Annotated in this window: 22 protein-coding genes, 2 pseudogenes and 1 riboswitch; of the genes and pseudogenes, 18 read left to right on the top strand and 6 right to left on the bottom strand. The window is 52.4% G+C overall.

The window, feature by feature from the left end:
• Positions 1–32: 32 nt before the first annotated feature.
• Together ACE15A_RS07500 and pbpG are read left to right on the top strand one after the other, a co-directional pair.
• Positions 33–620, top strand: a complete 588-nt coding sequence (locus ACE15A_RS07500) for a Yip1 family protein (protein ID WP_053510436.1) — start codon at positions 33–35, stop codon at positions 618–620.
• 124 nt (positions 621–744) lie between these two features.
• Positions 745–1,467 (top strand): annotated as a pseudogene (pbpG, locus tag ACE15A_RS07505) (D-alanyl-D-alanine endopeptidase); the annotation flags it as partial.
• A gap of 50 nt (positions 1,468–1,517) precedes the next feature.
• Here the strand turns inward: pbpG and dld are convergent.
• The gene (gene dld / locus ACE15A_RS07510) at positions 1,518–3,248 is read right to left on the bottom strand and encodes a D-lactate dehydrogenase (protein WP_053510435.1); all 1,731 of its coding nucleotides are present in this window, start codon (positions 3,246–3,248) and stop codon (positions 1,518–1,520) included.
• Positions 3,249–3,513: 265 nt separating this feature from the next.
• Between dld and bglX the strand changes: the two genes are divergently transcribed.
• The 5 genes from bglX to ACE15A_RS07535 all read left to right on the top strand — a co-directional run bounded on the left by bglX (position 3,514) and on the right by ACE15A_RS07535 (position 9,734).
• Complete coding sequence (gene bglX, locus ACE15A_RS07515) at positions 3,514–5,811, top strand: beta-glucosidase BglX (protein WP_053510434.1); 2,298 nt, start codon at positions 3,514–3,516, stop codon at positions 5,809–5,811.
• Between the two features lie 180 nt (positions 5,812–5,991).
• Positions 5,992–6,909 carry an ABC transporter substrate-binding protein gene (locus tag ACE15A_RS07520; protein ID WP_023248301.1) on the top strand — a complete coding sequence of 306 codons (918 nt, stop codon included), beginning with the start codon at positions 5,992–5,994 and terminating at the stop codon, positions 6,907–6,909.
• A gap of 3 nt (positions 6,910–6,912) precedes the next feature.
• Positions 6,913–8,079 (top strand): ABC transporter permease, encoded by a 1,167-nt coding sequence (locus tag ACE15A_RS07525; RefSeq protein ID WP_053510432.1) that lies wholly within the window; start codon positions 6,913–6,915, stop codon positions 8,077–8,079.
• Positions 8,072–9,019 carry an ABC transporter ATP-binding protein gene (locus ACE15A_RS07530; protein WP_053510431.1) on the top strand — a complete coding sequence of 316 codons (948 nt, stop codon included), beginning with the start codon at positions 8,072–8,074 and terminating at the stop codon, positions 9,017–9,019. Before ACE15A_RS07525 ends, ACE15A_RS07530 begins: the two co-directional genes overlap by 8 nt.
• Positions 9,003–9,734 (top strand): ABC transporter permease, encoded by a 732-nt coding sequence (locus ACE15A_RS07535; RefSeq protein ID WP_064055882.1) that lies wholly within the window; start codon positions 9,003–9,005, stop codon positions 9,732–9,734. The genes ACE15A_RS07530 and ACE15A_RS07535 overlap by 17 nt, the downstream gene beginning before the upstream one ends.
• Here ACE15A_RS07535 and ACE15A_RS07540 read toward each other — a convergent pair.
• Together ACE15A_RS07540 and mlrA are read right to left on the bottom strand one after the other, a co-directional pair.
• Entirely contained in the window at positions 9,715–9,822 is a 108-nt protein-coding gene (locus ACE15A_RS07540) for a protein YohO (RefSeq protein ID WP_053510429.1), read from the bottom strand. The two genes, ACE15A_RS07535 and ACE15A_RS07540, sit on opposite strands and share 20 nt — an antisense overlap.
• Before the next feature lie 59 nt (positions 9,823–9,881).
• Complete coding sequence (gene mlrA / locus ACE15A_RS07545; RefSeq protein ID WP_063390616.1) at positions 9,882–10,613, bottom strand: HTH-type transcriptional regulator MlrA; 732 nt, start codon at positions 10,611–10,613, stop codon at positions 9,882–9,884.
• 222 nt (positions 10,614–10,835) lie between these two features.
• Between mlrA and ACE15A_RS07550 the strand changes: the two genes are divergently transcribed.
• Genes ACE15A_RS07550 through ACE15A_RS07560 form a run of 3 tightly spaced genes read left to right on the top strand, consistent with a single transcriptional unit; the run spans position 10,836 to position 13,754 of the window.
• A complete protein-coding gene (locus tag ACE15A_RS07550; protein WP_023248297.1) occupies positions 10,836–12,521 on the top strand; it encodes a sensor histidine kinase in 1,686 nt (561 codons plus the stop codon).
• A complete protein-coding gene (gene btsR, locus ACE15A_RS07555) occupies positions 12,518–13,237 on the top strand; it encodes a two-component system response regulator BtsR (protein WP_000598637.1) in 720 nt (239 codons plus the stop codon). Before ACE15A_RS07550 ends, btsR begins: the two co-directional genes overlap by 4 nt.
• A gap of 46 nt (positions 13,238–13,283) precedes the next feature.
• Complete coding sequence (locus tag ACE15A_RS07560; protein ID WP_023248295.1) at positions 13,284–13,754, top strand: DUF1456 family protein; 471 nt, start codon at positions 13,284–13,286, stop codon at positions 13,752–13,754.
• A gap of 147 nt (positions 13,755–13,901) precedes the next feature.
• On the opposite strand, the pseudogene ACE15A_RS07565 reads toward ACE15A_RS07560, so the two are convergent.
• Together ACE15A_RS07565 and metG are read right to left on the bottom strand one after the other, a co-directional pair.
• Positions 13,902–14,057: pseudogene (locus tag ACE15A_RS07565) on the bottom strand (DUF1307 domain-containing protein); the annotation flags it as partial.
• 136 nt (positions 14,058–14,193) lie between these two features.
• Positions 14,194–16,227, bottom strand: a complete 2,034-nt coding sequence (metG, locus tag ACE15A_RS07570; protein ID WP_053510428.1) for a methionine--tRNA ligase — start codon at positions 16,225–16,227, stop codon at positions 14,194–14,196.
• A gap of 164 nt (positions 16,228–16,391) precedes the next feature.
• Between metG and apbC the strand changes: the two genes are divergently transcribed.
• From apbC to ACE15A_RS07600, 6 genes are all read left to right on the top strand, one after another.
• Positions 16,392–17,501 carry an iron-sulfur cluster carrier protein ApbC gene (apbC, locus tag ACE15A_RS07575; protein WP_023248292.1) on the top strand — a complete coding sequence of 370 codons (1,110 nt, stop codon included), beginning with the start codon at positions 16,392–16,394 and terminating at the stop codon, positions 17,499–17,501.
• 277 nt (positions 17,502–17,778) lie between these two features.
• Entirely contained in the window at positions 17,779–18,060 is a 282-nt protein-coding gene (locus ACE15A_RS07580; protein WP_023248291.1) for a DUF2574 family protein, read from the top strand.
• Between the two features lie 278 nt (positions 18,061–18,338).
• Complete coding sequence (gene yehD / locus ACE15A_RS07585; RefSeq protein WP_023248290.1) at positions 18,339–18,875, top strand: fimbrial protein YehD; 537 nt, start codon at positions 18,339–18,341, stop codon at positions 18,873–18,875.
• Positions 18,876–18,933: 58 nt separating this feature from the next.
• Positions 18,934–19,614: a fimbrial assembly chaperone gene (locus ACE15A_RS07590; protein ID WP_023248289.1), complete on the top strand. Its 681-nt coding sequence runs from the start codon at positions 18,934–18,936 to the stop codon at positions 19,612–19,614.
• Between the two features lie 14 nt (positions 19,615–19,628).
• Positions 19,629–22,115 carry a fimbrial biogenesis outer membrane usher protein gene (locus ACE15A_RS07595; RefSeq protein ID WP_053510425.1) on the top strand — a complete coding sequence of 829 codons (2,487 nt, stop codon included), beginning with the start codon at positions 19,629–19,631 and terminating at the stop codon, positions 22,113–22,115.
• Positions 22,116–22,126: 11 nt separating this feature from the next.
• A complete protein-coding gene (locus ACE15A_RS07600) occupies positions 22,127–23,140 on the top strand; it encodes a fimbrial protein (RefSeq protein WP_053510424.1) in 1,014 nt (337 codons plus the stop codon).
• Positions 23,141–23,200: 60 nt separating this feature from the next.
• Here the strand turns inward: ACE15A_RS07600 and rcnB are convergent, their stop codons facing one another.
• Complete coding sequence (gene rcnB, locus ACE15A_RS07605; protein ID WP_048591779.1) at positions 23,201–23,515, bottom strand: Ni(II)/Co(II) efflux transporter accessory subunit RcnB; 315 nt, start codon at positions 23,513–23,515, stop codon at positions 23,201–23,203.
• Positions 23,516–23,796: 281 nt separating this feature from the next.
• Positions 23,797–23,893, top strand: a riboswitch (TPP riboswitch).
• Positions 23,894–23,924: 31 nt separating this feature from the next.
• Between rcnB and thiM the strand changes: the two genes are divergently transcribed.
• Together thiM and thiD are read left to right on the top strand one after the other, a co-directional pair.
• A complete protein-coding gene (gene thiM, locus ACE15A_RS07610; RefSeq protein WP_053510423.1) occupies positions 23,925–24,713 on the top strand; it encodes a hydroxyethylthiazole kinase in 789 nt (262 codons plus the stop codon).
• Positions 24,710–25,510: a bifunctional hydroxymethylpyrimidine kinase/phosphomethylpyrimidine kinase gene (gene thiD, locus ACE15A_RS07615; protein ID WP_023248284.1), complete on the top strand. Its 801-nt coding sequence runs from the start codon at positions 24,710–24,712 to the stop codon at positions 25,508–25,510. The genes thiM and thiD overlap by 4 nt, the downstream gene beginning before the upstream one ends.
• The last annotated feature ends 5 nt before the right edge of the window (positions 25,511–25,515 follow it).

Genomic DNA, 25,515 nt, shown 5'->3' on the forward strand with positions numbered 1-25,515 from the left:
TACTGACATCTGAGTCATCAGAAGGGGGCAGTATGAACCATGTATGGGGACTTTTTTCACATCCCGATCGGGAAATGAAGGTGATCAAAAGAGAAAACGAAACCGTTTCGCATCACTATACGCACCATGTTTTGCTGATGGCGGCGATTCCCGTCGTCTGCGCCTTTATCGGCACGACGCAAATCGGCTGGAATTTTGGCGACGGTAATGTGTTACAACTCTCGCTGTTTACCGGTCTTGCGCTGGCGGTCTTGTTCTACGGCGTGATGCTGGCGGGTGTCGCGGTGATGGGACGCGTCATCTGGTGGATGGCGCGAAACTATCCGCAACGGCCATCGCTTGCGCGCTGTATGGTTTTTGCCGGCTATGTCGCGACGCCGCTTTTTTTAAGCGGGCTGGTAGCGCTCTATCCGCTGGTATGGCTATGCGCTCTGGTCGGCGCCGTAGCGCTCTTTTACACCGGCTATTTGCTGTATCTGGGTATCCCGACCTTCCTCAACATTAATAAGGAGGAAGGATTAAGCTTCTCCAGTTCGACGCTCGCTATCGGCGTACTGGTCCTGGAGGTGCTACTGGCAATCACCGTGATCCTGTGGGGATACGGCTACCGCCTGTTCTGATACGAAAAAGGGCTGGCGTAAAAGCCAGCAATGCAGCATTTGCTGACGATTCTTCTGTAGCGGCAACGCTGGCGTGCCGCTATGATGCCACTGCTAGCTTGAGTAAAATCTCAGCTCAGGCGGTGTGCGTTACGACGCGCGATTGCCGTTGGATGAAATACTGAAGGTCGATATCAGCCAGACGCCGGAGATGAAAGGGGTTTACTCCCGCGTGCGCCTGAACAGCGAAATTAGCCGCAAAAATATGTTGCTGCTGGCGTTGATGTCATCCGAAAACCGTGCGGCGGCAAGCCTGGCGCACTATTATCCTGGCGGTTATAACGCGTTTATTAAAGCGATGAATGCGAAGGCGAAAGCGTTGGGCATGACGCATACCCGCTTCGTTGAGCCGACGGGGTTGTCGATTCATAACGTCTCGACCGCGCGGGATTTAACAAAACTGCTGATTGCCACGAAGCAATACCCGCTGATTGGGCAGCTAAGCACCACGCGCGAAGACATGGCGACATTCTCGCATCCGGCGTATACGCTGCCGTTTCGCAATACCAACCATTTGGTCTACCGTGATAACTGGAATATCCAGTTAACGAAAACCGGCTTTACCAATGCGGCGGGGCATTGCCTGGTGATGCGTACCGTGATCAATAACAAACCGGTCGCGCTGGTGGTCATGGATGCGTTCGGCAAATATACCCACTTTGCGGACGCCAGTCGCCTGCGTACATGGATTGAAACCGGTAAAGTCATGCCCGTTCCGGCTGCCGCGCTGAGCTATAAAAAGCAAAAAGCCGCGCAAATGGCAGCAGCCAGCGCCAATGCCGGGGCGCAAACCGCACAGAACGATTAAGTCGCCGTAGGCCCGGCAGACGCCGGGCATTCACGGTAAACCGCTCAGTATTAATGCGTCTCGTCGGGCGTATTTTCCTGCCAGAATTTCCGCTTACTCGTTTTGCCGATACCGGGGTTCATACTGTTGGTCGGGTCATTTTGCCGATAAAAACGCGTCAGCGTTTCCGGCGCTTTATACAGATGTCCAACGTTGTGCTCCGCCGGGTATTGCGCCCCGCGCGCTTGCAGCAGCTTCAGCATTTGCGCTTTCAGTGCATGGACGTCGACGCCTTTCTTCACGATATAGTCCTGATGAAAAACGTGGCACATAAAGTGGCCGTAATAGAGTTTATGTACCAGTTGGCTGTCGATTTCCGGCGGCAGATGCTCGAACCAGTCGGTATCGTTGCGGCGCAAGGCGATATCCAGCGCCAGGATATCTTCCACTTCATCGGCGTGTACGGCCTGATAACGAATCGCCGCGCCAGCCGCGGCGAAGCGGTGCAGGAAGGCTTTGTTGCCTTCTTCCGGCGTACAGGCGAAGAAATCGCCCTCCGCGGATTTAAAAAATTCATTCAGCCAGCGTTGCGCTTCTGCGACGCCGTCTCCCGCCATTTTTAACAGCAGATGATGCTCATATTTATCGCGCCATTTTTTCATCCGCGGCGGCAGATGGCTGGGAAACAGATGGCCGAATTTCTGCATCGCGCGGTCGGTGAAATGCGGACGGAAAAATTTTACTTTTTCCAGCATCGCATCGGTTCGGCCTTTTAGCGTGAAAAAGAACGGCATCTTGTCGGTGCCGAGTTTATCGATCATCAGAAAGGTATCTTTACCGTACTGCTCCGCAATATCGTAGATATCGCGATGCATATATTCTCCCGCTACCGGCAGATTGTTGAAGTTCGCCAGAATATGCCGACGAATTTCAGTCAGTACCGCGGGCTGATTGGTGCCGATATAAAAAACCTGCTGATTTTTTTCCGCTGCAAAGGTATCAAGGCGAACGGCAAAAACCGCCAGTTTTCCGGCGCAGCCGGAAGATTCAAACAAACGGTCCGGGTCGGCGTTATAGCGGGCGGGCGTATCGGCGTTGATATCTCGTACCCGCGTCACGTAGTCGTGATCGTGCGCATGACGACCATCGTGGCGCACATCCTCATCTTTAATCCGTTCGTCATCCAGCTTGCTCAGGATCTGCTCCGGCGTATGCCCAAGATCGATACCCAGATGATTGACCAGTTGCAGTTTGCCTTGCTCGTCAATACGGGCAAAGAGCGACATCTCGGTATAGGCTGGGCCGCGCTGCACCAGCGAGCCGCCGGAGTTATTACAGATGCCGCCGATGACCGACGCGCCGATACACGACGAACCAATCACCGAGTGCGGTTCGCGGCCCAGCGGTTTAAGCGCTTTTTCCAGCGAATAGAGCGTCGTACCGGGCCAGGCCAGAACCTGTTGGCCGCTATCCAGTAAGTGCAGCTTATCCAGCCGCTGAGTGCTGATAATCACAATATCGCGATCGTAGTCATTGCCGTTCGGCGTGGAGCCTTCCGTCAGACCCGTGTTGGCGGCCTGCATCAGAATAATTTTGTCAGCGTTAACGCAGGCGTTGAGCACACGCCACAGTTCCAGTAATGAACCAGGGAAAACAACGGCCAGCGCATTGCCCTGACCGGAACGGAATCCCTTGCGATAGCGGGCGGTTTTTGCGGGGTCTGTCAGCAGGTGAGAATGGCCGACCAGGCGGGCCAGCTCATTCAGGAACGTTTTATTATCAGTCATTGTCATAGAAGACATTCTCCACTCCTTGTGGTGGGACAAAATATCAGCGTTAAGCATAGCGCTTTGTATGACAATACGCTTTCTCATTCAAATTGTCTCTGTGTTGGCGGCATTCATTTGCCGCCTTGATACCATTTGCCGGTGGTTGCGTATCCGGCTGTGCGAAAATTAAGAGAATAACCTTCGCTTTCTTCTCCTCTCGCGTTTAGGCTTATGGCAAACTGCGGTTTTTATTCTGTTTTTACCGCCTCGTCGGGATAAAGATAAAGAGAGACTCAACATGAAATGGTTATGTTCAGTAGGTGTTGCTGTGAGTCTGGCGATGCAGCCAGCATTGGCGGAAAACCTGTTTGGCAATCACCCGCTGACGCCCGAAGCGCGCGACGCGTTCGTCACCGATTTACTCAAGAAAATGACTGTCGATGAAAAAATTGGTCAGTTACGTCTGATTAGCGTCGGCCCTGATAACCCGAAAGAAGCGATTCGCGAGATGATCAAAGAGGGGCAGGTCGGGGCGATTTTCAATACCGTCACCCGTCAGGATATCCGTCAAATGCAGGATCAGGTGATGGCGTTGAGCCGCCTGAAAATCCCTCTCTTTTTTGCCTATGACGTGGTACACGGTCAGCGAACCGTCTTTCCGATAAGCCTCGGTCTGGCTTCTTCTTTTAATCTGGATGCGGTAAGAACCGTAGGACGCGTATCGGCGTATGAAGCGGCGGACGACGGCCTGAATATGACCTGGGCGCCGATGGTGGATGTCTCCCGCGATCCGCGTTGGGGGCGCGCCTCCGAAGGCTTTGGTGAAGACACCTGGTTAACCTCCATCATGGGCGAAACCATGGTGAAAGCGATGCAGGGCAAAAGCCCGGCGGACCGCTACTCGGTGATGACCAGCGTGAAACATTTTGCCGCCTATGGCGCCGTTGAAGGCGGTAAAGAATACAACACCGTGGATATGAGTTCCCAGCGTCTGTTTAATGACTACATGCCGCCGTACAAAGCGGGGCTGGATGCAGGGAGCGGCGCAGTGATGGTGGCGCTGAACTCGCTGAACGGCACGCCTGCGACGTCAGATTCCTGGCTATTGAAAGATGTCCTGCGCAATGAGTGGGGCTTTAAGGGAATTACCGTTTCCGACCACGGCGCTATTAAGGAACTGATTAAACACGGTACGGCGGCCGACCCGGAAGACGCAGTGCGCGTGGCGCTGAAGTCAGGGGTGGATATGAGCATGGCTGATGAGTATTACAGCAAATATCTGCCGGGACTGATTAAGTCGGGCAAAGTGACGATGGCGGAACTGGACGACGCGACGCGCCATGTGCTCAACGTAAAATATGACATGGGATTGTTTAACGACCCGTACAGTCATCTGGGGCCGAAAGATAGCGACCCAGCGGACACCAATGCCGAAAGCCGCCTGCATCGTAAAGAGGCGCGGGAGGTGGCGCGGGAAAGTGTGGTGCTGCTGAAAAACCGGCTGGAAACGCTGCCGCTGAAAAAATCGGGCACCATTGCCGTTGTTGGGCCGCTGGCCGACAGCCAACGTGATGTAATGGGAAGCTGGTCTGCTGCTGGCGTCGCGGATCAGTCGGTGACGGTGCTGGCGGGTATTCAGAATGCCGTCGGCGATGGGGCGAAGATCCTCTATGCCAAAGGGGCTAATATCACTAATGATAAAGGCATCGTCGATTTCTTAAACCTGTATGAAGAGGCGGTGAAAATCGATCCGCGCTCACCGCAGGCGATGATTGATGAGGCGGTGCAGGCGGCGAAACAGGCCGATGTAGTGGTCGCGGTAGTAGGCGAGTCGCAGGGGATGGCGCATGAAGCCTCCAGCCGTACCGATATCACCATTCCACAGAGTCAGCGCGACTTAATCACCGCTCTGAAAGCCACCGGTAAGCCGCTGGTACTGGTATTAATGAACGGCAGACCGCTGGCGCTGGTAAAAGAAGATCAACAGGCCGATGCGATTCTGGAGACCTGGTTTGCTGGGACGGAAGGCGGCAACGCCATTGCCGATGTGCTGTTTGGCGATTACAACCCGTCAGGCAAACTGCCGATGTCCTTCCCGCGTTCGGTGGGACAAATTCCGGTCTATTACAGCCATCTCAATACGGGACGCCCGTATAATCCTGAAAAGCCAAACAAATATACCTCACGGTATTTTGACGAAGCGAATGGCCCGCTCTATCCGTTTGGTTACGGTCTGAGCTACACCACATTTACGGTGTCTGACGTTACGCTCTCCGCGCCGACAATGAAACGCGACGGCAACGTCACGGCCAGCGTAGAGGTCACGAATACCGGTAAACGCGAAGGGGCAACGGTCATCCAGATGTATTTACAGGATGTCACGGCGTCGATGAGCCGCCCGGTGAAACAGTTAAAAGGCTTTGAAAAAATCACCCTCAAGCCTGGCGAAAGTAAAACCGTGAGTTTCCCGATTGATATCGACGCGTTGAAGTTCTGGAATCAGCAGATGAAATATGACGCGGAACCCGGCAAGTTCAACGTCTTTATCGGTGTGGATTCCGCTCGCGTTAAACAGGGAACGTTCGAACTACTGTAAGCCTGCCGTCAACAGGGCGCGATATCAGCGTCCTGTTTGGCAATGTCTTTTCCTGGCCACCCTTTTATTGCCAGCCACGTCACTTAACCTGCCGGAAAATCCCAGGTTAAACGCAGACTTTTCAGCTATGCTTTTTTCTCAAGTCTCTGAAAAAGGCCGTAAAAGGATGAGGAAAGCATCATGACGATCACAAAGCTATGGGTAAGTTCGCTGGCGTTGCTGGCGACGGTGAGTTTACCTCTACAGGCGGCATCGCCCGTGACGGTCGGGTCAAAGATTGATACCGAAGGCGCGCTGCTCGGCAACATGATTTTGCAGGTACTGGAAGGCCACGGCGTTAAAACGGTCAATAAAATTCAGCTCGGGACGACGCCAGTCGTTCGTGGCGCAATTACCGCCGGAGAGCTGGATATCTATCCGGAATACACCGGTAACGGGGCGTTCTTTTTTAAAGATGAAAACGATCCGGCATGGAAGAATGCAAAGCAAGGCTTTGAGAAAGTCAAAAAACAGGATGCGGAGCAGAATAAGCTGGTCTGGTTGACGCCTGCGCCGGCAAACAACACCTGGACCATAGCGGTACGCCAGGACATCGCTGAAAAAAATAAACTCTCCTCGCTTGCCGATCTCAGCCGTTATCTGAAAGAGGGCGGCACTTTTAAACTGGCGGCGTCTGCGGAATTTATCGAACGGGCGGATGCGCTACCGGCATTTGAAAAAGCCTATGATTTTACCTTGAATCAGAACCAGCTATTGTCGCTGGCGGGCGGCGATACGGCGGTAACGATCAAAGCCGCCGCGCAACAAACATCCGGCGTTAACGCCGCGATGGCGTATGGTACCGACGGCCCGGTCGCCGCGCTGGGTCTGCAAACCCTGAGCGACCCGAAAGGCGTCCAGCCTATCTATGCGCCCGCGCCGGTAGTGCGTGAATCGGTATTGCAGGCCTATCCGCAGATAGCCGACTGGCTGCAACCCGTTTTCGCCAGCCTTGATGAGAAAACGCTGCAACAGTTGAACGCCAAAATCGCCGTAGAAGGACTGGATGCGAAAAAAGTCGCCGCAGATTACCTCCGACAAAAAGGGTGGGTGAAGTAATCTGTGAGTGACGTTGCCAAAATCACGGTTAATCGTGTGCTGTTGCTGTTGGTTGTTCTGACCCTGCTTGCTGTCGCGCTGCCTTTCATTAATTACGCCCCGAATCGTCTGGTGAGCGGCGAGGGACGCCAGTTATGGGAGATCTGGCCGGCGACCATCTGGATGCTGACCGGCGCGGGATGCGCGCTGTTTACGCTGTGCTTTGTTCCCGGTAAACGCGGCAGCGTACTGACGCTGATAGTGGCGCAGACGCTCTTCATTATCATGCTGTGGGGCGTCGGCAGGGCGGCGACGCAGTTGGCGCAGGAGGGCAGTCCGCTGGCGCGCACCAGTCTGGGAAGCGGATTGTGGCTCGGCCTCGGTCTGACGCTGCTGGCCTGTAGCGATGCGATCCGCCGTATTACCGTTGGGCCGCTGTGGCGCTGGTTGCTGCACGCGCAAATTGTCATTGTACCGCTGGCGCTGCTGTTTTCAGGCACGTTCGACAACCTCTCGCTTCTGAAAGAGTATACCAATCGCCAGGATGTTTTCGATGCCGCGCTGGTGCAACATTTGATGTTACTGGCGGGCACGGTGCTGCCGGCGCTGGCGATCGGGCTGCCGTTGGGCGTCTGGTGTTATTTTTCCGCCTCGCGCCAGGGGCCGGTGTTTACCGTACTGAATGTGATCCAGACCATTCCTTCCGTTGCGCTGTTTGGCCTGCTGATTGCGCCGTTGGCCGGACTGGTGAAACAGTTTCCGTGGCTTGCCACATTCGGCGTCGCGGGAACCGGCATGACGCCTGCGCTGATAGCGCTGGTGCTCTATGCGTTATTGCCGCTGGTGCGCGGTGTGGTCGCCGGGCTCAACCAGGTGCCGCGCGATGCGCTGGAGAGCGCAAGAGCGATGGGGATGAGCAGCGGTCAGCGCTTCAGGCATGTGCAACTGCCGCTGGCGCTGCCGGTCTTTTTACGTAGCCTGCGGGTTGTAATGGTACAGACAGTGGGAATGGCCGTCGTCGCCGCGCTGATTGGCGCGGGAGGCTTCGGCGCGCTGGTGTTTCAGGGGCTATTGAGCAGCGCCATTGATTTAGTCTTGTTGGGCGTCATTCCGGTGATTGCGCTGGCGGTAGTGATCGACGCGCTGTTTGATTTAGGGATCGCGTTTCTGAAGGGAGCAACCGATGATTGAATTTAACCATGTCAGTAAAACCTTCGGCGATCAACAGGCAGTCAGCGACCTCAATTTGCACTTTAGCGAAGGCAGCTTTTCGGTGTTGATTGGTACCTCCGGTTCGGGGAAATCGACCACGCTGAAGATGATTAACCGACTGGTAGAGCATGATAGCGGAACGATCCGTTTTGCCGGAGAAGAGATCCGCAGCCTGCCGGTGCTTGAGCTGCGCCGTCGCATGGGCTATGCCATTCAGTCTATCGGCCTTTTTCCCCACTGGACGGTGGCGCAAAATATCGCCACCGTGCCGCAACTACAAAAGTGGTCGCGTGCGCGGATTAACGATCGTATTGACGAACTGATGGCATTATTAGGTCTGGAAAGCGCGCTGCGCGATCGCTATCCGCATCAGCTTTCCGGCGGGCAACAGCAGCGGGTCGGCGTCGCGCGCGCGTTGGCTGCCGATCCGCAGGTGTTGCTGATGGACGAACCTTTCGGCGCGCTTGATCCGGTGACGCGCGGCGCATTACAGCAGGAAATGACTCGTATCCATCGACTGCTGGGACGCACCATCGTACTGGTGACGCACGATATCGACGAGGCGTTACGCCTCGCCGACCATCTGGTGCTGATGGACGGCGGCAACGTTATCCAACAGGGATCGCCGCTTTCTATGCTGACCTCGCCGGAAAATGATTTCGTGCAGGCGTTTTTTGGCCGCAGCGAGCTGGGCGTAAGACTGCTTTCGTTACGTAGCGTAGGCGATTATGTACGCCGGCATGAACAGCTCAGCGGCGACGGGCTGGTGGAAGAGATGACGCTACGCGATGCGCTATCGATGTTTGTCGCCCGTCGGTGCGACGTCCTGCCGGTGGTGAATCAGCAGGGCGAGCCCTGCGGTACGCTCCATTTCCGCGATCTGCTTTCGGAGACGTCCCCCCGTGAAACGACTGTGTGATCCGCTTCTCTGGCTTATTGTTCTGTTCTTGCTTCTGCTGTTTGGATTGCCTTATAGCCAGCCGCTCTTCGGCGCGCTGTTTCCCGATTTGCCGCGCCCGGTCTACCAACAGGAGAGTTTTGCCGCCCTCGCGCTCGCCCATTTCTGGTTGGTGGGCATCTCAAGTCTGTTTGCCATCGTGGCGGGTGTCGGCGCAGGGATTGCGGTCACGCGAGAAAGTGGGAAAGAGTTTCGTCCCCTGGTGGAGACTATCGCCGCCGTCGGCCAGACCTTTCCGCCGGTCGCGGTGCTGGCGATCGCGGTACCCGTCATGGGTTTTGGTCAGCAACCGGCAATTATTGCCTTGATCCTGTATGGGGTGTTGCCCATCCTGCAGGCGACCCTGGCAGGACTGGGCGCGGTGCCTGCCAGCGTGATGAGCGTTGCCAGCGGTATGGGAATGAGCCGTCGCCAACAGTTATATCAGGTTGAGCTGCCGCTGGCCGCGCCGGTGATTCTGGCGGGCATCCGAACCTCGGTGATCATCAATATTGGTACGGCGACCATCGCTTCAACGGTGGGGGTCAGTACGTTAGGCACGCCGATCATTATCGGGCTTAGCGGATTTAATACGGCCTATGTTATCCAGGGGGCGGTGCTGGTGGCGCTGGCGGCGATCATTATCGATCGCCTGTTTGAAAGGCTGACGAGCGCGCTTACCCGGCACGCAAAATAAAGCTGTAACCTGCCAGCATCACGCCGCCGATACCGCCGATAGCCATTAGCAGGAAAAGTGCGATCACCCCGATTTTCGCCATGCGCATTATGTACTCCTTATGTTAATAAAAGGAGTATACATTAAAGCAAATTTGTTAGCTGCTGTTTAAGCGCCAAGGGAATGAATGTCGCGTCCCTGGGCGCGCCATGCCGAGAGCTGCTGCTGTTGCGCCAGCGTCTGGTTTTCTCCGCACCATACCAGTAGCGTCTTGCCGTCAAACAGTTCCGGGCGGAGCTGGCTAAGCGAGTGCGCCAGCACGTCGATACGCCATCCCTGTTGGCTGGCGACCCAACCTTCCAGCCACAGACGAGTGGTGTCATGGATATTCCAGCCGATCACCAGCGCATCTTTTCCCTGTTTCTTACGCGCAGACGCCAGGCAAAGCGCAATATAGTTGATCAGGATACCGTCAAGAATGCCGAGCAGCGCCTGAAGGGCGGGTTGTTGGCACTGTAGTCGTCGCCGCAGCGGGACGAACAGGTTAGTGGTCAATGTTTGGGCTGGATAATCCTGACCGCGTTCTTTGACCCATAACCGTAAACTGTGCAGATTACTGCTTTGCAGGTAGTGCAGCAGGATCTCCTGCTGTTCGCGCCAGCCGTTAGGTTGCTCGCTACTGTCGCTACTGAGCAGCACTTTGACTTTGCTGACCTGAACGCCGTTATCTATCCAGCGCTTGATTTCGCGGATTCTGTCGATATCGGCATCGTTAAACAGGCGGTGACCGCCATCCGTTCGCTGTGGTTTTAAAAGTCCATAACGTCTCTGCCACGCGCGCAACGTGACAGGATTGATATCACAAAGCAAAGCCACTTCACCAATTGTGTAAAGCGCCATCGTTTCACCCTTGCTCGCGCGGTCCCGGTTTAACTTTAGACGCTCTTTTACGAACCAGGAAGTATTGCCTGTTTTTTATGCACTAAAACGGCAGGTAGCAGGTCGCGGCGGGGCGTTTAAGTGATCGTACTCACGAATTCATATTTTTATGCAACAGTTCAAAGAAAGTTAATCGTACTCAATGTATGTTACGCGCTTTTAATTGAAGTGTGGTTTGCGGGTATGTACGAGTTTAATCTGGTGTTGCTGCTGCTTCAGCAGATGTGCGTGTTTTTGGTCATTGCGTGGCTAATGAGCAAAACGCGCCTGTTTATCCCGCTTATGCAGGTCACGGTTCGTCTGCCGCACAAACTTCTGTGTTACGTCACGTTTTCTATCTTCTGCATTATGGGCACTTATTTTGGGCTGCATATCGAAGATTCGATTGCCAATACCCGCGCGATAGGCGCGGTGATGGGCGGCCTGCTGGGCGGGCCGATCGTCGGTGGGCTGGTCGGTCTGACCGGTGGGTTACATCGGTATTCTATGGGCGGTATGACGGCGCTGAGCTGTATGATTTCCACCATCGTCGAAGGGCTGCTGGGCGGATTGGTACACAGCGTTCTCATACGTCGCGGACGCCCGGACAAAGTGTTTAGCCCGCTGACGGCGGGAGCGATTACGTGTGTTGCCGAACTGGTGCAGATGCTGATCATTTTACTGATAGCCCGGCCGTTTGACGATGCCCTGCATCTGGTCAGTAATATTGCCGCGCCGATGATGGTGACGAATACCGTCGGCGCCGCGCTGTTCATGCGTATTTTGCTCGATAAGCGCGCCATGTTTGAAAAATATACCTCGGCATTTTCTGCTACCGCGCTGAAGGTCGCCGCGTCAACAGAGGGGATTCTGCGTCAGGGATTTAACGAAGTGAACAGTATGAAGGTGGCGCAGGTGTTATATCAGGAGCTGGATATCGGCGCCGTCGCCATCACCGATCGCGAAAAACTGCTGGCTTTTACTGGTATTGGCGACGATCACCATCTACCGGGAAAACCCATTTCATCAGGTTATACGCTGAAAGCGATTGAAACCGGAGAGGTGGTTTATGCTGATGGCAACGAAGTGCCGTATCGCTGTTCGCTACACCCGCAGTGTAAACTCGGTTCGACGCTGGTGATCCCGCTGCGTGGCGAAAATCAGCGAGTAATGGGCACCATTAAATTGTACGAAGCGAAAAACCGACTGTTCAGCTCAATTAACCGCACTCTGGGGGAGGGTATTGCGCAGCTTTTATCCGCGCAGATCCTGGCCGGGCAGTATGAACGGCAGAAGGCGCTGCTGACGCAGTCAGAGATCAAGCTGTTGCACGCGCAGGTGAATCCGCATTTTCTGTTTAACGCGCTGAATACCATTAAAGCGGTGATTCGCCGCGACAGCGAACAGGCCAGCCAACTGGTGCAGTACCTTTCGACCTTTTTTCGCAAAAATTTAAAACGCCCGTCGGAAATCGTCACGCTGGCTGATGAAATTGAACACGTGAACGCTTATCTGCAAATTGAAAAAGCGCGTTTTCAGTCGCGTTTGCAGGTTCAGCTTGATGTGCCACCGACGCTTTCACGTCAGAAATTGCCTGCGTTTACGTTACAGCCGATTGTTGAGAACGCTATTAAACATGGCACGTCGCAACTGCTTGATACTGGCAATGTTGCTATTCGCGCCCGGCGCGAAGGGCAGCATTTGATGTTAGATATTGAAGATAATGCGGGGCTGTATCAGCCTTCCGCCAGCAGTTGCGGGCTGGGGATGAGTCTGGTGGATAAACGTCTGCGCGAACACTTTGGCGATGATTATGGCATTAGCGTGGCCTGCGAGCCGGACTGCCTTACCCGAATTACATTACGACTTCCACTGGAGGAGGACGCATGATTAAAGTGCTGATTGTGGATGATGAGCCGTTAGCGCGGGAAAATCTGCGGATTCTGCTTCAGGGGCAGGATGACATTGAGATTGTGGGGGAGTGTGCGAACGCGGTAGAAGCGATTGGTGCGGTACATAAGTTGCGACCTGATGTGCTGTTTCTGGATATTCAGATGCCGCGTATCAGTGGACTGGAGATGGTCGGCATGCTTGATCCGGAACATCGCCCGTATATTGTTTTTTTGACCGCATTTGATGAATACGCCATCAAAGCCTTTGAAGAACACGCTTTTGATTATCTGCTCAAGCCGATAGAAGAGAAACGGCTGGAGAAAACGCTACATCGTCTGCGTCAGGAACGCAGTAAACAGGATGTTTCGTTGTTGCCGGAAAACCAGCAGGCGCTTAAATTCATTCCCTGTACCGGACACAGTCGGATCTATTTATTGCAAATGGATGATGTTGCCTTTGTCAGTAGCCGTATGAGCGGCGTTTATGTTACCAGCAGTGAAGGGAAAGAGGGGTTTACCGAGCTGACGCTGCGCACGCTGGAAAGCCGGACGCCGCTACTGCGTTGTCATCGTCAGTTTCTGGTAAATATGGCCCATTTGCAGGAAATTCGGCTGGAGGATAATGGGCAGGCAGAGCTGATTTTACGCAACGGCCTGACGGTTCCGGTAAGCCGTCGCTATCTAAAAAGTTTAAAAGAGGCGATTGGCCTGTAAAAGACTGTTAGAATATCGTTTTGCCATAGAAACGACCGAAGGCCTCATGCTGAGTAACGATATTCTGCGTAGCGTACGCTACATTTTAAAAGCTAATAATACCGATCTGGCGCGTATCCTGGCGCTGGGTAACGTTGATGCTACGCCGGAGCAGATTACGGTCTGGTTGCGCAAAGAAGAGGAAGAGGGTTTTCAGCGTTGCCCGGATATCGTGTTGTCCTCATTTCTCAATGGCCTCATTTATGAAAAACGCGGCAAAGATGAGGCGGCGCCTGCGTTGACGCCGGAACGCCGTATCAACAACAATATGGTGCTGAAAAAGCTGCGTATTGCCTTTTCGCTAAAAACGGATGATATCCTGGCGATACTTACCGGTCAGTTGTTCCGCGTCTCGATGCCAGAGATCACCGCTATGATGCGCGCGCCGGACCATAAGAACTTCCGCGAATGCGGCGATCAGTTTCTGCGTTATTTCCTGCGTGGTCTGGCGGCCCGTGAACACGCGGCGAAAGCCTGAGTTGGATTGTCTTTTCTGTCTGAAGTGATGCGATGTCGGTGTTTTATCCGGCCTACAAATGCTGTTTCTGAATGTAGGCCTGATCAGCGCAGCGCTATCAGGCAATACAATGCCGACACGATGTACGTTGTCAGCACGCCTTGTCGGTTATTTCGCTTCTTTAAAACCAGCGGCTTCCAGCAGCGTCTGGGGCGGTTTCATGCCGATACCCTTACTGGCATCGCCGGACGCCATCGTCCCTGAAATTCCCTGTAACGCCTTAAAGTTCACTTTTTCCATATCCACAGAGACGTTTTCCTGCGCAATTTAGCAGTCCGGATAGGGAGTCTTAGCGCTATTGCTTATGAAGGAAAAAGTTAAAACGCGGCGGGTGGGGCGATAGTGGATGCCAGGCCGGACTAAGCTGATAAAAAAGCCGGGGCATGCCCCGGCTTGTTGCTTATTTCACCTGCTGGCCAGGCTTTGCGCCGTCATCAGGGCTTAACAGGAAGATATCTTTCCCGCCAGGGCCTGCCGCCATCACCATTCCCTCGGAGACGCCAAAGCGCATTTTGCGCGGCGCGAGGTTGGCGACCATTACCGTCTGGCGACCGATCAGCGCCTGCGGGTCCGGGTAGGCGGAACGAATACCGGAGAAGACGTTACGCTTCTCGCCACCCAGATCCAGCGTCAGACGCAGCAATTTGTCGGAGCCTTCCACAAACTCGGCGTTTTCAATCAGCGCCACGCGCAGATCGACTTTCGCAAAATCGTCAAAGGTGATGGTTTCCTGAATCGGGGAGTCTGCCAGCGGGCCGGTCACCGGCGCTACCGCCGCTTTCACTTCTTCTTTTGAGGCGTCGACCAGCGCTTCGACCTGCTTCATGTCGATGCGGTTATACAGCGCCTTGAAGGCGTTGATTTTATGGCCCAGCAACGGCTGTTGAATACCCTCCCAGCTCAGTTCGCAGTTGAGGAAAGCCTCAACGCGTTCAGAAAGCGTCGGCAGCACTGGTTTCAGATACGTCATCAGCACGCGGAACAGGTTGATGCCCATGGAACAAATGGCCTGCAGGTCAGCGTCGCGGCCTTCCTGTTTAGCAACCACCCACGGCGCTTGCTCGTCAACATAACGGTTAGCGACGTCGGCCAGCGCCATAATCTCACGGATAGCTTTGCCGAATTCACGGCTTTCCCATGCTTCGCCAATCACCGCAGCGGCGTCAGTAAAGGTTTTATACAATTGCGGATCGGCCAGTTCAGCCGCCAGCACGCCGTCGAAACGCTTATTGATAAAACCGGCGTTACGCGAGGCCAGGTTGACTACTTTATTGACGATATCGGCATTGACGCGCTGGACAAAGTCTTCCAGGTTCAGATCGATATCATCAATGCGCGACGAGAGCTTCGCGGTGTAGTAATAGCGCAGGCTGTCGGCGTCAAAGTGTTTCAGCCAGGTGCAGGCCTTAATAAAGGTGCCACGCGATTTGGACATCTTCGCGCCGTTCACCGTGACGTAGCCGTGAACGAACAGGTTGGTCGGCTTACGGAAGTTGCTGCCTTCCAGCATGGCAGGCCAGAACAGGCTGTGGAAATAGACGATGTCTTTGCCGATGAAGTGGTATAGCTCGGCACTGGAGTCTTTTTTCCAGTACTCTTCAAAGCTGTTCATGTCGCCGCGCTTATCGCACAGATTTTTGAAGGAGCCCATGTAGCCAATCGGCGCGTCCAGCCAGACGTAGAAATATTTGCCCGGCGCGTTCGGGATTTCGAAACCAAAATACGGCGCGTCGCGGGAAATGTCCCACTGCTGCAGGCCGGACTCAAACCACTCCTGCATTTTATTCGCCACCTGCTCCTGTAGCGCGCCGCTGCGGGTCCACGCCTGTAGCATTTCGCTGAATGACGGCAGGTCAAAGAAAAAGTGCTCGGAGTCACGCATTACCGGCGTTGCGCCGGACACCACCGATTTCGGCTCGATAAGTTCAGTCGGGCTGTAAGTTGCGCCGCACACTTCGCAGTTATCGCCGTACTGGTCCGCAGATTTACATTTCGGGCAGGTGCCTTTCACAAAGCGGTCCGGCAGGAACATGCCTTTTTCCGGATCGTAGAGTTGAGAGATGGTACGGTTCTTAATAAAACCGTTCTCTTTCAGGCGACCATAAATCAGCTCGGACAGCTCGCGGTTCTCATCGCTGTGCGTTGAGTGATAGTTGTCATAGCTGATATTAAAACCGGCAAAATCGGTCTGGTGCTCCTGGCGCATTTCACCGATCATTTGCTCCGGCGTAATACCAAGCTGCTGCGCTTTCAGCATGATCGGCGTGCCGTGAGCGTCATCGGCACAGATGAAGTTAACCTCGTGGCCGCGCATTCGCTGGTAACGGACCCAGACATCAGCCTGGATGTGCTCCAGCATATGGCCGAGGTGGATAGAGCCGTTGGCGTACGGCAGCGCGCACGTTACCAGAATTTTCTTCGCGACTTGAGTCATAGTAGGTATTACTTCTTCTGTTGTAAAAAAGGGCTTTGATAGTACCAAAATGGTAATTACTGCGCCAAGCGATAAGGGCATTTATCCGTAAATGAATAATTGTTACCGCTGGAGTAAACTACAAAGTTACAATCGTACTTTTCAGAACTACAAAAGGAGTCGGGATGAACGAACAATCCCAGGCCAAATCACCAGATACTCTGCGAGCGATGGTCGCCGGGACGCTGGCGAATTTTCAGCACCCAACCCTGAAGCATAACCTCACCACGCTTAAGGCGTTGCACCACGTCGCCTGGATGGACGATACGCTGCACGTTGAGCTGGTCATGCCGTTCGTCTGGAACAGCGCGTTTGAGGTATTAAAAGAGCAATGCAGCGCCGATCTGTTACGTATTACAGGCGCAAAAGCGATCGACTGGAAATTGTCGTATAACATTGCGACGCTGAAACGCGTCAAAAATCAGCCTGGCATTAATGGCGTGAAAAACATCATTGCCGTGAGTTCCGGTAAAGGCGGGGTGGGTAAATCGTCTACGGCGGTAAACCTGGCGCTGGCGTTAGCGGTTGAAGGCGCAAAGGTCGGGATTCTTGATGCCGATATTTACGGTCCGTCGATCCCAACCATGCTTGGCGCAGAAGATCAGCGCCCGACATCGCCAGACGGTACGCATATGGCACCGATTATGTCTCACGGCCTGGCGACCAACTCGATCGGCTATCTGGTGACTGACGATAACGCGATGGTATGGCGCGGCCCAATGGCCAGTAAGGCGCTGATGCAGATGTTGCAGGAGACGCTGTGGCCGGATCTGGATTATCTGGTACTGGATATGCCGCCGGGAACCGGGGATATTCAGTTAACGCTGGCGCAGAACATTCCTGTTACCGGCGCGGTCGTGGTCACTACGCCACAGGATATCGCGCTGATCGACGCCAAAAAAGGTATCGTGATGTTCGAGAAGGTGGAAGTGCCAGTGCTCGGCATTGTGGAAAATATGAGTATGCATATTTGTAGCAACTGCGGCCATCACGAACCGATCTTCGGCACGGGCGGCGCGCAGAAGTTGGCGGAGAAATACCACACTCAGCTTCTGGGACAGATGCCGCTGCATATCAGTCTGCGCGAAGATCTCGATCGCGGTACGCCGACGGTGGTTAGCCGTCCGGAGAGCGAGTTTACCGCGCTCTATCGCGAACTGGCCGATCGCGTCGCGGCGCAGCTTTACTGGCAGGGGGAAGTGATTCCGGGTGAAATCGCCTTCCGCGCGGTGTAAGCACTCTAACGTATTCCAAAGAGAATATGACATTCACTGCATTAATATATATTGATGCGGTGAATGCATTAAATAAATAATAGCGCTCGTATTGTTAATTCCTGCTAAAACAGGCAGGCGTTTATCTGAAATAATCGACAAAAACATTATTTGAATTGATCATATCTATCCTACTGATTTATTTTTTCAATTGGTTTTAAGGTGCCGATACGTCCATACTGCTTATCAGGACGGCCTGCATATTGTATGACGTTCATCAGAGGAACAATTACTCACTATGAAAAAATATTTGCTGATGGGAATTATAGTCTCGGCTTATGGAATAAGCGTCCCTGTTTTTGCTTCCGATACCGCAGCATTAACCATCAGTGGAAAAGTGACCGCGCCGACGTGCAGCACGGAAGTGGTTAACGCGCAGTTGCAGCAGCGTTGCGGCAACACCATCCACGTTTCAACACTGCAACCACCCGCCGCCACACCGGTGAGAGGTGTGACGACGCAGCTATACACAGTGCCCGGTGATAACGACCGCCAGATTATTGTTAGTCGTTACGACTAATCTATATTAATACTGCTTGCCCACATCATTAATATCAATGATGTGGGTTTTTTTATTTATATTATTTATATTTAAGAGCAGTAAATTTCGGAAATTAATAAGTTTACAAAATAATGATAAGCAATAATTATTTGTTGCGATTATATTACAATCTGTAAATTGCTTTAAATCAATAAAACATCGCGTTTACATTGCGGTAACTTCCCATCTATGAGAATTTTCTTCGCAAGGGTTAATAACTCTTAACAAATAGAAATTACTTCATTAAGGAAGAGATTATGAAACGTTTACTTATTGCTGCTTCTGTATTGTCTGCTATATTTATGAGCGCTGGGGTTTTCGCTGCTGATTCTGACCAGGGTGAATTAATTATTACCGGTAAGGTTGTGGGAACTACCTGTAAATTTACCGGGGAGACTACCGCCACTATTGGTATGAACCAGATTGGTGTTGATCGCTTAAATGGACTAAATGCTGGTGATGTTTATGAAGGATATTCAAATAAAACCACCGCGCCGCTGACGGTTGAATGTACCGGGGATAAAGCACCACGTATTACTTTTTCCAGCTCACAATTTGATAGTACGCGTAACTTTATTACCCGTAATACGGCATCGGCTAACGGCGCTGGTTTTGTAGTCTACTATGGTGAGGGCTTTACTCAGCGGGTTAATCCTGATGATGGCATTGAGTTAACAAAGACAGCAGATAATAAATATACATTGAATTTTAGCGCGCGTTATGCAAAACAAGGCACCACTGTTACCGCTGGCGATGTCGCCTCCTCGCTGACCATGACCGTTGTTACTGATTAATCTCTCGCTTATCGGCGGCTACGGCCGCCAATTTTTTTCGATAACAAGGATAATTATAATGAAAAAACTAGTCGCATTATTGCTGGCCGGTTCGGTCATGCCCGCGTGGGGAGGTATCTATATTTATGGCACTCGTATTATTTATCCGGCGCAGAAAAAAGAGATTACTGTACAATTAATGAATGAAGGCAGCCGCAGTTCGCTGGTGCAGTCGTGGATAGATGACGGCGACACCAGCCTACCGCCGGAAAAAATTCAGGTGCCTTTCGTCATAACGCCGCCGGTTGCGAGGGTTGGTGGTGGGTCCGGTCAACAGTTGAAAATTAAACAGTTGGCGAATAGCCTGCCGAAAGATCGTGAAAGCCTGTTTTTTCTTAACGTCCTGGATATTCCGCCTAACCCAGCGGAGTCTGAAAGTCAGAACATCATTAAATTCGCTATGCAGAATCGCATTAAATTTATTTATCGCCCACAAGGTATCACTGGTGTAGGTAAAAATAGTTTTTCGTATCTGCATATCAGGTATACCAGCGGTAGTATTACTATCAAAAACAATTCAGCCAACTGGATAACTATTCCTGACGTAACAGGTAATTCAAAAATTAATAAAGAAACACTATTACTGGCACCCTGGTCGGATAAAACGGTTACTACCGCCACTGTTGTTAATTATTATAAAGTCACCCTTATTGATGATCATGGTAACTATTTGAGTGAAAAAATAAAAACTGGAAAATAGCTCAAGGACTGATTATGTCAAAGATAAACTCCATTACGCTGGCCATATTGTCAGTGTTGGTAACTTCATCCGTATGGGCGGAAGAAGAAACGTTTGATACCCACTTTATGATTGGTGGATTAAATGGCGAAAAGATTTCCCGTTATCAGATTGATGGCGATAAGCCCATGCCCGGCATGTATGAAATGGATGTTTATCTGAATAATCAGTGGCGCGGTCATTACGAAATCAATATTAAAGCCGATCCGGACGCGACATGCTTAACCTGGGCGCAGTTACAGCAAATTGGTATTCGTACCGACAATATTAAAGCAGATAAAAATGTGGATTGCGTACCGCTGCGTGCGGCGGTACAGGGCGGCAGCATTGACTATGATATCGGGCAGTTTATGCTGAATTTACGCGTACCGCAGGCATATGTGAATGAATATGAGCCAGGTTATATGCCGCCTGAAACCTGGGATCGTGGGATTAACGCTTTTTATACCTCTTATTATGCCAGCCAGTATTACAGTAACTATAAACATGGCGGCGATGATAAAAGCAGCTATGTGAGCCTGAATAGCGGATTAAACCTGCTGAGTTGGCAACTGCATTCCAATGCCAACTATACAAAAAGCAACGAGGGTAGCGGCCAGTGGAAAAGTAACACCCTGTATTTGGAACGCGGCATTCCGCAGATTCTCGGCACGCTGCGCGCCGGAGATATGTATACCGGGTCGGACATCTTTGACGCCGTGCGTTTTCGCGGCGTGCGTATCTGGCGCGATATGCAAATGCTACCAAACTCGAAACAGAGCTTTACGCCGGTAGTGCGTGGGATTGCTCAGAGCAACGCGCTGGTATCTATTGAACAAAATGGTTTTATTATTTATCAGAAAGAGGTCCCTCCCGGTCCATTCGCTATTGATGATTTGCAGCTTGCTGGCGGCGGCGCGGATTTGGATGTTAGCGTAAAAGAAGCTGACGGTTCAGTATCACATTATCTGGTACCTTATTCATCGGTACCGAATATGTTGCAAGCGGGCGTGTCGAAATATGATTTTGCTGCGGGACGTAGTCATATCGAAGGCGCGAGTAATCAGTCTGATTTTATACAAGGTAGCTACCAGTACGGTCTGAATAATTTGCTGACGATATATGGCGGGACAATGTTGTCGGATAATTACTCTGCATTTGTACTCGGTACTGGCTGGAATACGCTGATTGGCGCGGTATCGGTAGACGCCACGCGCTCGCATAGCGAACAGGATAATGGTGATGTTTTTGATGGGCAGAGTTTTCAGGTAGAGTGGAATAAATATGTTGCGCAGACCGGAACGCAGTTTGCTTTGGCAGCCTGGCGTTATTCGTCACGGGATTATCGAACCTTTAACGATCACGTATGGGCGAATAATAAAAATAATTACCAGCGCGATGAAAATGATGTGTATGACATTGCCGACTATTATCAGAACGATTTTGGTCGGAAGAACAGTTTTTCACTTAATATCAATCAGGCATTACCTGCCAACTGGGGATTTCTGGCGGTCAGCGGCCTGTGGCGCGATTATTGGGGACGCAGCGGAACCGGTAAAGATTATCAATTAAGTTATTCAAACTCCTGGCAACGTATTAGCTATACCTTATCCGTTAGCCAGACATATGATGAGGATCACCATGAGGATAAGCGTTTTAACCTGTATATCTCGATTCCGTTCTCATGGGGCGACGGTATTTCTACCCCGCGGCGCGATCTGTTCGTTTCTAACTCAACAACGTTCGATGATGACGGTTATCAATCGAATAACACCAGTTTAAGCGGCGTGGCGGGGAACCGCGATCAGTTTAGCTATGGCGCTAATCTGAGCCACCAGCGACAGGGTAGTGAGACAACAGCGGGCGGCAGTCTGGTCTGGCGTGCGCCGATAGCGACGGTGGGCGGCAGTTACAGCCAGTCGAATAAATACCAGCAGGCCAGCGGCAATATTCAGGGCGGTATCGTGGCGTGGTCCGACGGCGTGGCGCTGGCTCCCCGGTTGTCGGATACTTTTGCCATTGTTAACGCGCCGGGACTGCAGGGTGCAGCGGTGCAGGGCCATCGGTACTTAACCACGGACAGCAAAGGCTACGCTATTTATGACAGCTTAACGCCGTATCGCGAAAATATGCTGATGCTGGATCTTTCCAACAGTGATAGCGATGTTGCGTTATTGGGCAACCGCAAGGGTGCAGTGCCTTATCGTGGCGCGGTGGTACTGGCGGAATTTGAGACCGATCGACGTAAACCCTGGTACTTCCTCGCCCGGCGTCCGGATGGTTCTCCTTTATCGTTCGGCTATGAGGTAGAAGATAACGCGGGTAATAACGTCGGCCTCGTAGGTCAGGGTAGTCGGTTATTTATTCGCACCAATGATATTCCCGCGTCGGTACGTGTCGCGGTGAATAAACAGCAGAGGCAGTTCTGTACCATCACCTTTGAGAAGGTGATTAATGAGAATAAAGTCTATATTTGCCGATAAGGGATGCGTTTATGAAAAAATATGGGTTTTTGTTTTTACTATTAATCCCGCTGTTGGGACAAGCAAAATGTACGCCGAAAGGAACTACGAGCGCAACGCAACCTATTACATTGGATTTAACAACGGGATCAACAACGGTAAATTTTAATCCCAATTTACAAGGATCATTTGACTGCAATACGACAGGCGATAAAATGTACTATGCGACAAGTTTACAAGACTATATCGTTGAAATAAAAGATAGTGCCAGTAGTCAGTCAATTTTTATCAAACTGACACTTGAAAGTTCAGATTTTCCTGTTAATACAGGCAGTGATAGAATTGCCTCAGTTAAAAATTATTCGGTAGATGATACTCTGAATAATAAACAAATGACCCTTAAAGCATCGTACGTAGCCGCAATGTCATATAGTTCAGATAATGGCGAGAAAGTATACGGTAATTCGTTCAGCTTATCTAAGCCTGCGGTTAATTTTTTATCTAATAATTCATGTAACTCAAATATTTTGGCGTGGATAGTGTGTTCTGCCCTGCGGTTGTTTAGCAATGATAATGCCTACTCCCAATATTTGACGTTTACCGTCAAACACAAGCCCACCACCTGTCGTTTTTCACAGCCTACATATGAAATAAAAATGCCGGATACGACGTTAAGTGAGATTTTGTCCGGCAATAACAGTAAAACGGGATCGACAAATCTGGTACTCAATTGCGACGGGGTTTATAATGTTACCACCAACCCGGTCAGTTTTAACGTGGCGCGCGGCGACTGGAACGACAACGGAACGATACTGAAAAACACGATAATCAATGGCGCCCAAGGCGTTGGTTTCCAGATTTATAACGGCACCGCCGCCACGCCGTTAAAACGGGGTGATGCTCTGATGAGCAGGTTAACGAAAATGGCGACAATCAATGATCAGTATACTTTCCCCATTACCGCGAGATACGTGCGTATAACAGGGGAAGCACTACAGCCTGGCGAAGTCCAAAGCAAAGTTATATTTGCCGTATCCTATGACTAATTAGCGTAATGATGATTTCCCCTGTTTCACGTACTTTCGTCAAGAAAGTACGTGCTTTTTTTACCGATGATAAAAAATCTCGCCGTCATAGGCTTTGATGATTTTTCCATCGGCATCGTTAATCAGCACATACGCGCCGCCCATATAGGTCCAGTGGGTACCGGCATCCGGCGCGGGCAGATTACGTAATTTCCACTGTTTAATATTGTACTCATCGGTGCGGTACATCTGCGGAACGGTATCACCGGGCTTGAAGTGTGTGAAGTCGGCAATAAAACTCTTTAACTCATATTGATCAATGCCCGTTGTCGCGGGGGCGGCCCATGCAAAACTGGTTGCAAGCAACAGCGCGCAAGGCAGCAACTTACTTTTCATACTTTTACCCTCCACATATGCGGGTCAGTTAACGTCGTGTGTATCATTTCTGCTGGTGGTGCATCTGACAAGCGCTATTTTGTTATCTCACGCCCCTTTTCGTAAAAAGTGTAAACGAAAGCGTCGTGCAGCAACATATCCGGCAGCAAGTTTGCCAGAACCGAATAGGTTTTGAGAACTATCTGATAACACTGAAATTATCATCCGCCACTGGCTGTAAATTTACATTGCCTGGCGCAGACAGTATGCTTAATAGCGAAACCCCGCTTAACACGGCGGGGCTTCACGACTCGGGGTGCCCTTCTTTATGAAGGCTGAGAAATACCCGTACCACCTGATCTGGATAATGCCAGCGTAGGGAAGTCTGACACTGCTCGTGTCCCTTCTTCACGCGGGCAGGAGCTGAACCATGCAGCCTGACCTGCACTGCCGTACGCTTGCGGCACATACGTTAAAACACTTTCGCGTGCTCTCCCCGCTTACGCACTGTATGACGAATGACGTCGTACAAACGTTTACCGCCAATACGCTGCTGGCGCTGGGCGCGTCACCCGCTATGGTGATTGATCCTGCCGAGGCCAGACCGTTTGCCGCCATCGCCAACGCCTTGCTGGTTAATGTCGGAACATTAACCGCCTCACGTGCTGACGCGATGCGTGCGGCGGTAGAAAGCGCTTATGATGCCAAAACGCCGTGGACGCTCGACCCTGTCGCGGTGGGCGCGCTGGAATTCCGTCGGCGATTTTGCCTGGAGCTCTTGTCCCTGCGCCCGGCGGCAATACGCGGCAATGCCTCGGAAATCCTGGCGTTAGCCGGCATGGCGCTGGGCGGACGCGGCGTAGATACCACCGAAGCGGCGTTGGCCGCACTGCCTGCGGCGCAGGCGCTGGCGCGTCAGATAGACTGCATTGTTGTGGTCACCGGCGAGGTAGATTACGTCACTAACGGTCAGCGCACGCTGAGCATTCCCGGCGGCGATCCGTTAATGACTCGCATTGTAGGCACCGGCTGCGCGTTGTCGGCGGTCGTTGCCGCCAGTTGCGCGTTACCGGGCGCCGCGCTGGACAATGTCGCGTCGGCCTGCTGCTGGATGAAACTGGCAGGCCAGGCCGCGGCAGTGCGTAGCGAGGGACCGGGCAGCTTCATCCCGGCTTTTCTTGATGCGCTATATCATCTGGATGTGGAGGCGCGCCAATGAAGAGAATTAACGCGCTGACGATTGCTGGCACCGATCCCAGCGGCGGGGCCGGTATCCAGGCGGATCTCAAGACCTTTTCCGCGCTGGGCGCATATGGCTGTTCGGTCATTACCGCGCTGGTGGCGCAAAATACCTGTGGCGTACAGTCGGTGTACCGGATAGATCCGGACTTTGTCGCCGCTCAACTTGATTCCGTGTTCAGCGATGTGCGCATTGATACCACGAAAATCGGGATGCTGGCGGAAACCGATATTGTCGAGGTCGTGGCGGAACGACTACAGCGTCATCATGTACGTAATGTGGTGCTGGATACGGTGATGCTGGCGAAAAGCGGCGATCCGCTGCTCTCGCCCTCCGCGGTAGAAACATTACGCGTCCGGCTGTTGCCGCAGGTATCGCTGATTACGCCTAATTTGCCGGAAGCCGCAGCGTTGCTGAATGCACCCCATGCGCGTACGGAACAGGAGATGCTGGCGCAGGGGCGGGCATTACTGGCGATGGGGTGTGAGGCGGTATTGATGAAAGGCGGGCATTTAGAGGATGCGCAAAGCCCGGACTGGCTCTTTACCCGTGAGGGCGAGCAGCGTTTTAGCGCGCCGCGTGTGAGTACCAAAAATACGCATGGGACGGGCTGTACGCTGTCGGCGGCGCTGGCGGCGTTACGGCCCCGGCATTGCAGTTGGGGAGAGACGGTAAACGAGGCGAAGGCATGGCTTTCGGCGGCGCTGGCTCAGGCGGATACGCTGGAAGTGGGGAAGGGCATTGGTCCGGTACATCATTTCCACGCGTGGTGGTAGTATAC

Origin of the sequence: Salmonella sp. HY31, assembly GCF_042604575.1 — a bacterium.
In the GTDB taxonomy this organism is placed as follows: Bacteria; Pseudomonadota; Gammaproteobacteria; order Enterobacterales; family Enterobacteriaceae; genus Salmonella; species Salmonella diarizonae.

Coding starts and splice junctions, on each gene's coding strand:
- ACE15A_RS07580 (WP_023248291.1), top strand. CDS start 17,779: ATGAAAAAATATTTGCTGATGGGAATTATAGTCTCGGCTTATGGAATA.
- dld (WP_053510435.1), bottom strand. CDS start 3,248: ATGTCTTCTATGACAATGACTGATAATAAAACGTTCCTGAATGAGCTG.
- thiM (WP_053510423.1), top strand. CDS start 23,925: ATGCAGCCTGACCTGCACTGCCGTACGCTTGCGGCACATACGTTAAAA.
- ACE15A_RS07550 (WP_023248297.1), top strand. CDS start 10,836: ATGTACGAGTTTAATCTGGTGTTGCTGCTGCTTCAGCAGATGTGCGTG.
- mlrA (WP_063390616.1), bottom strand. CDS start 10,613: ATGGCGCTTTACACAATTGGTGAAGTGGCTTTGCTTTGTGATATCAAT.
- apbC (WP_023248292.1), top strand. CDS start 16,392: ATGAACGAACAATCCCAGGCCAAATCACCAGATACTCTGCGAGCGATG.
- ACE15A_RS07600 (WP_053510424.1), top strand. CDS start 22,127: ATGAAAAAATATGGGTTTTTGTTTTTACTATTAATCCCGCTGTTGGGA.
- metG (WP_053510428.1), bottom strand. CDS start 16,227: ATGACTCAAGTCGCGAAGAAAATTCTGGTAACGTGCGCGCTGCCGTAC.
- bglX (WP_053510434.1), top strand. CDS start 3,514: ATGAAATGGTTATGTTCAGTAGGTGTTGCTGTGAGTCTGGCGATGCAG.
- ACE15A_RS07595 (WP_053510425.1), top strand. CDS start 19,629: ATGTCAAAGATAAACTCCATTACGCTGGCCATATTGTCAGTGTTGGTA.
- btsR (WP_000598637.1), top strand. CDS start 12,518: ATGATTAAAGTGCTGATTGTGGATGATGAGCCGTTAGCGCGGGAAAAT.
- ACE15A_RS07520 (WP_023248301.1), top strand. CDS start 5,992: ATGACGATCACAAAGCTATGGGTAAGTTCGCTGGCGTTGCTGGCGACG.
- yehD (WP_023248290.1), top strand. CDS start 18,339: ATGAAACGTTTACTTATTGCTGCTTCTGTATTGTCTGCTATATTTATG.
- ACE15A_RS07540 (WP_053510429.1), bottom strand. CDS start 9,822: ATGCGCATGGCGAAAATCGGGGTGATCGCACTTTTCCTGCTAATGGCT.
- ACE15A_RS07590 (WP_023248289.1), top strand. CDS start 18,934: ATGAAAAAACTAGTCGCATTATTGCTGGCCGGTTCGGTCATGCCCGCG.
- ACE15A_RS07500 (WP_053510436.1), top strand. CDS start 33: ATGAACCATGTATGGGGACTTTTTTCACATCCCGATCGGGAAATGAAG.
- ACE15A_RS07560 (WP_023248295.1), top strand. CDS start 13,284: ATGCTGAGTAACGATATTCTGCGTAGCGTACGCTACATTTTAAAAGCT.
- rcnB (WP_048591779.1), bottom strand. CDS start 23,515: ATGAAAAGTAAGTTGCTGCCTTGCGCGCTGTTGCTTGCAACCAGTTTT.
- ACE15A_RS07530 (WP_053510431.1), top strand. CDS start 8,072: ATGATTGAATTTAACCATGTCAGTAAAACCTTCGGCGATCAACAGGCA.
- thiD (WP_023248284.1), top strand. CDS start 24,710: ATGAAGAGAATTAACGCGCTGACGATTGCTGGCACCGATCCCAGCGGC.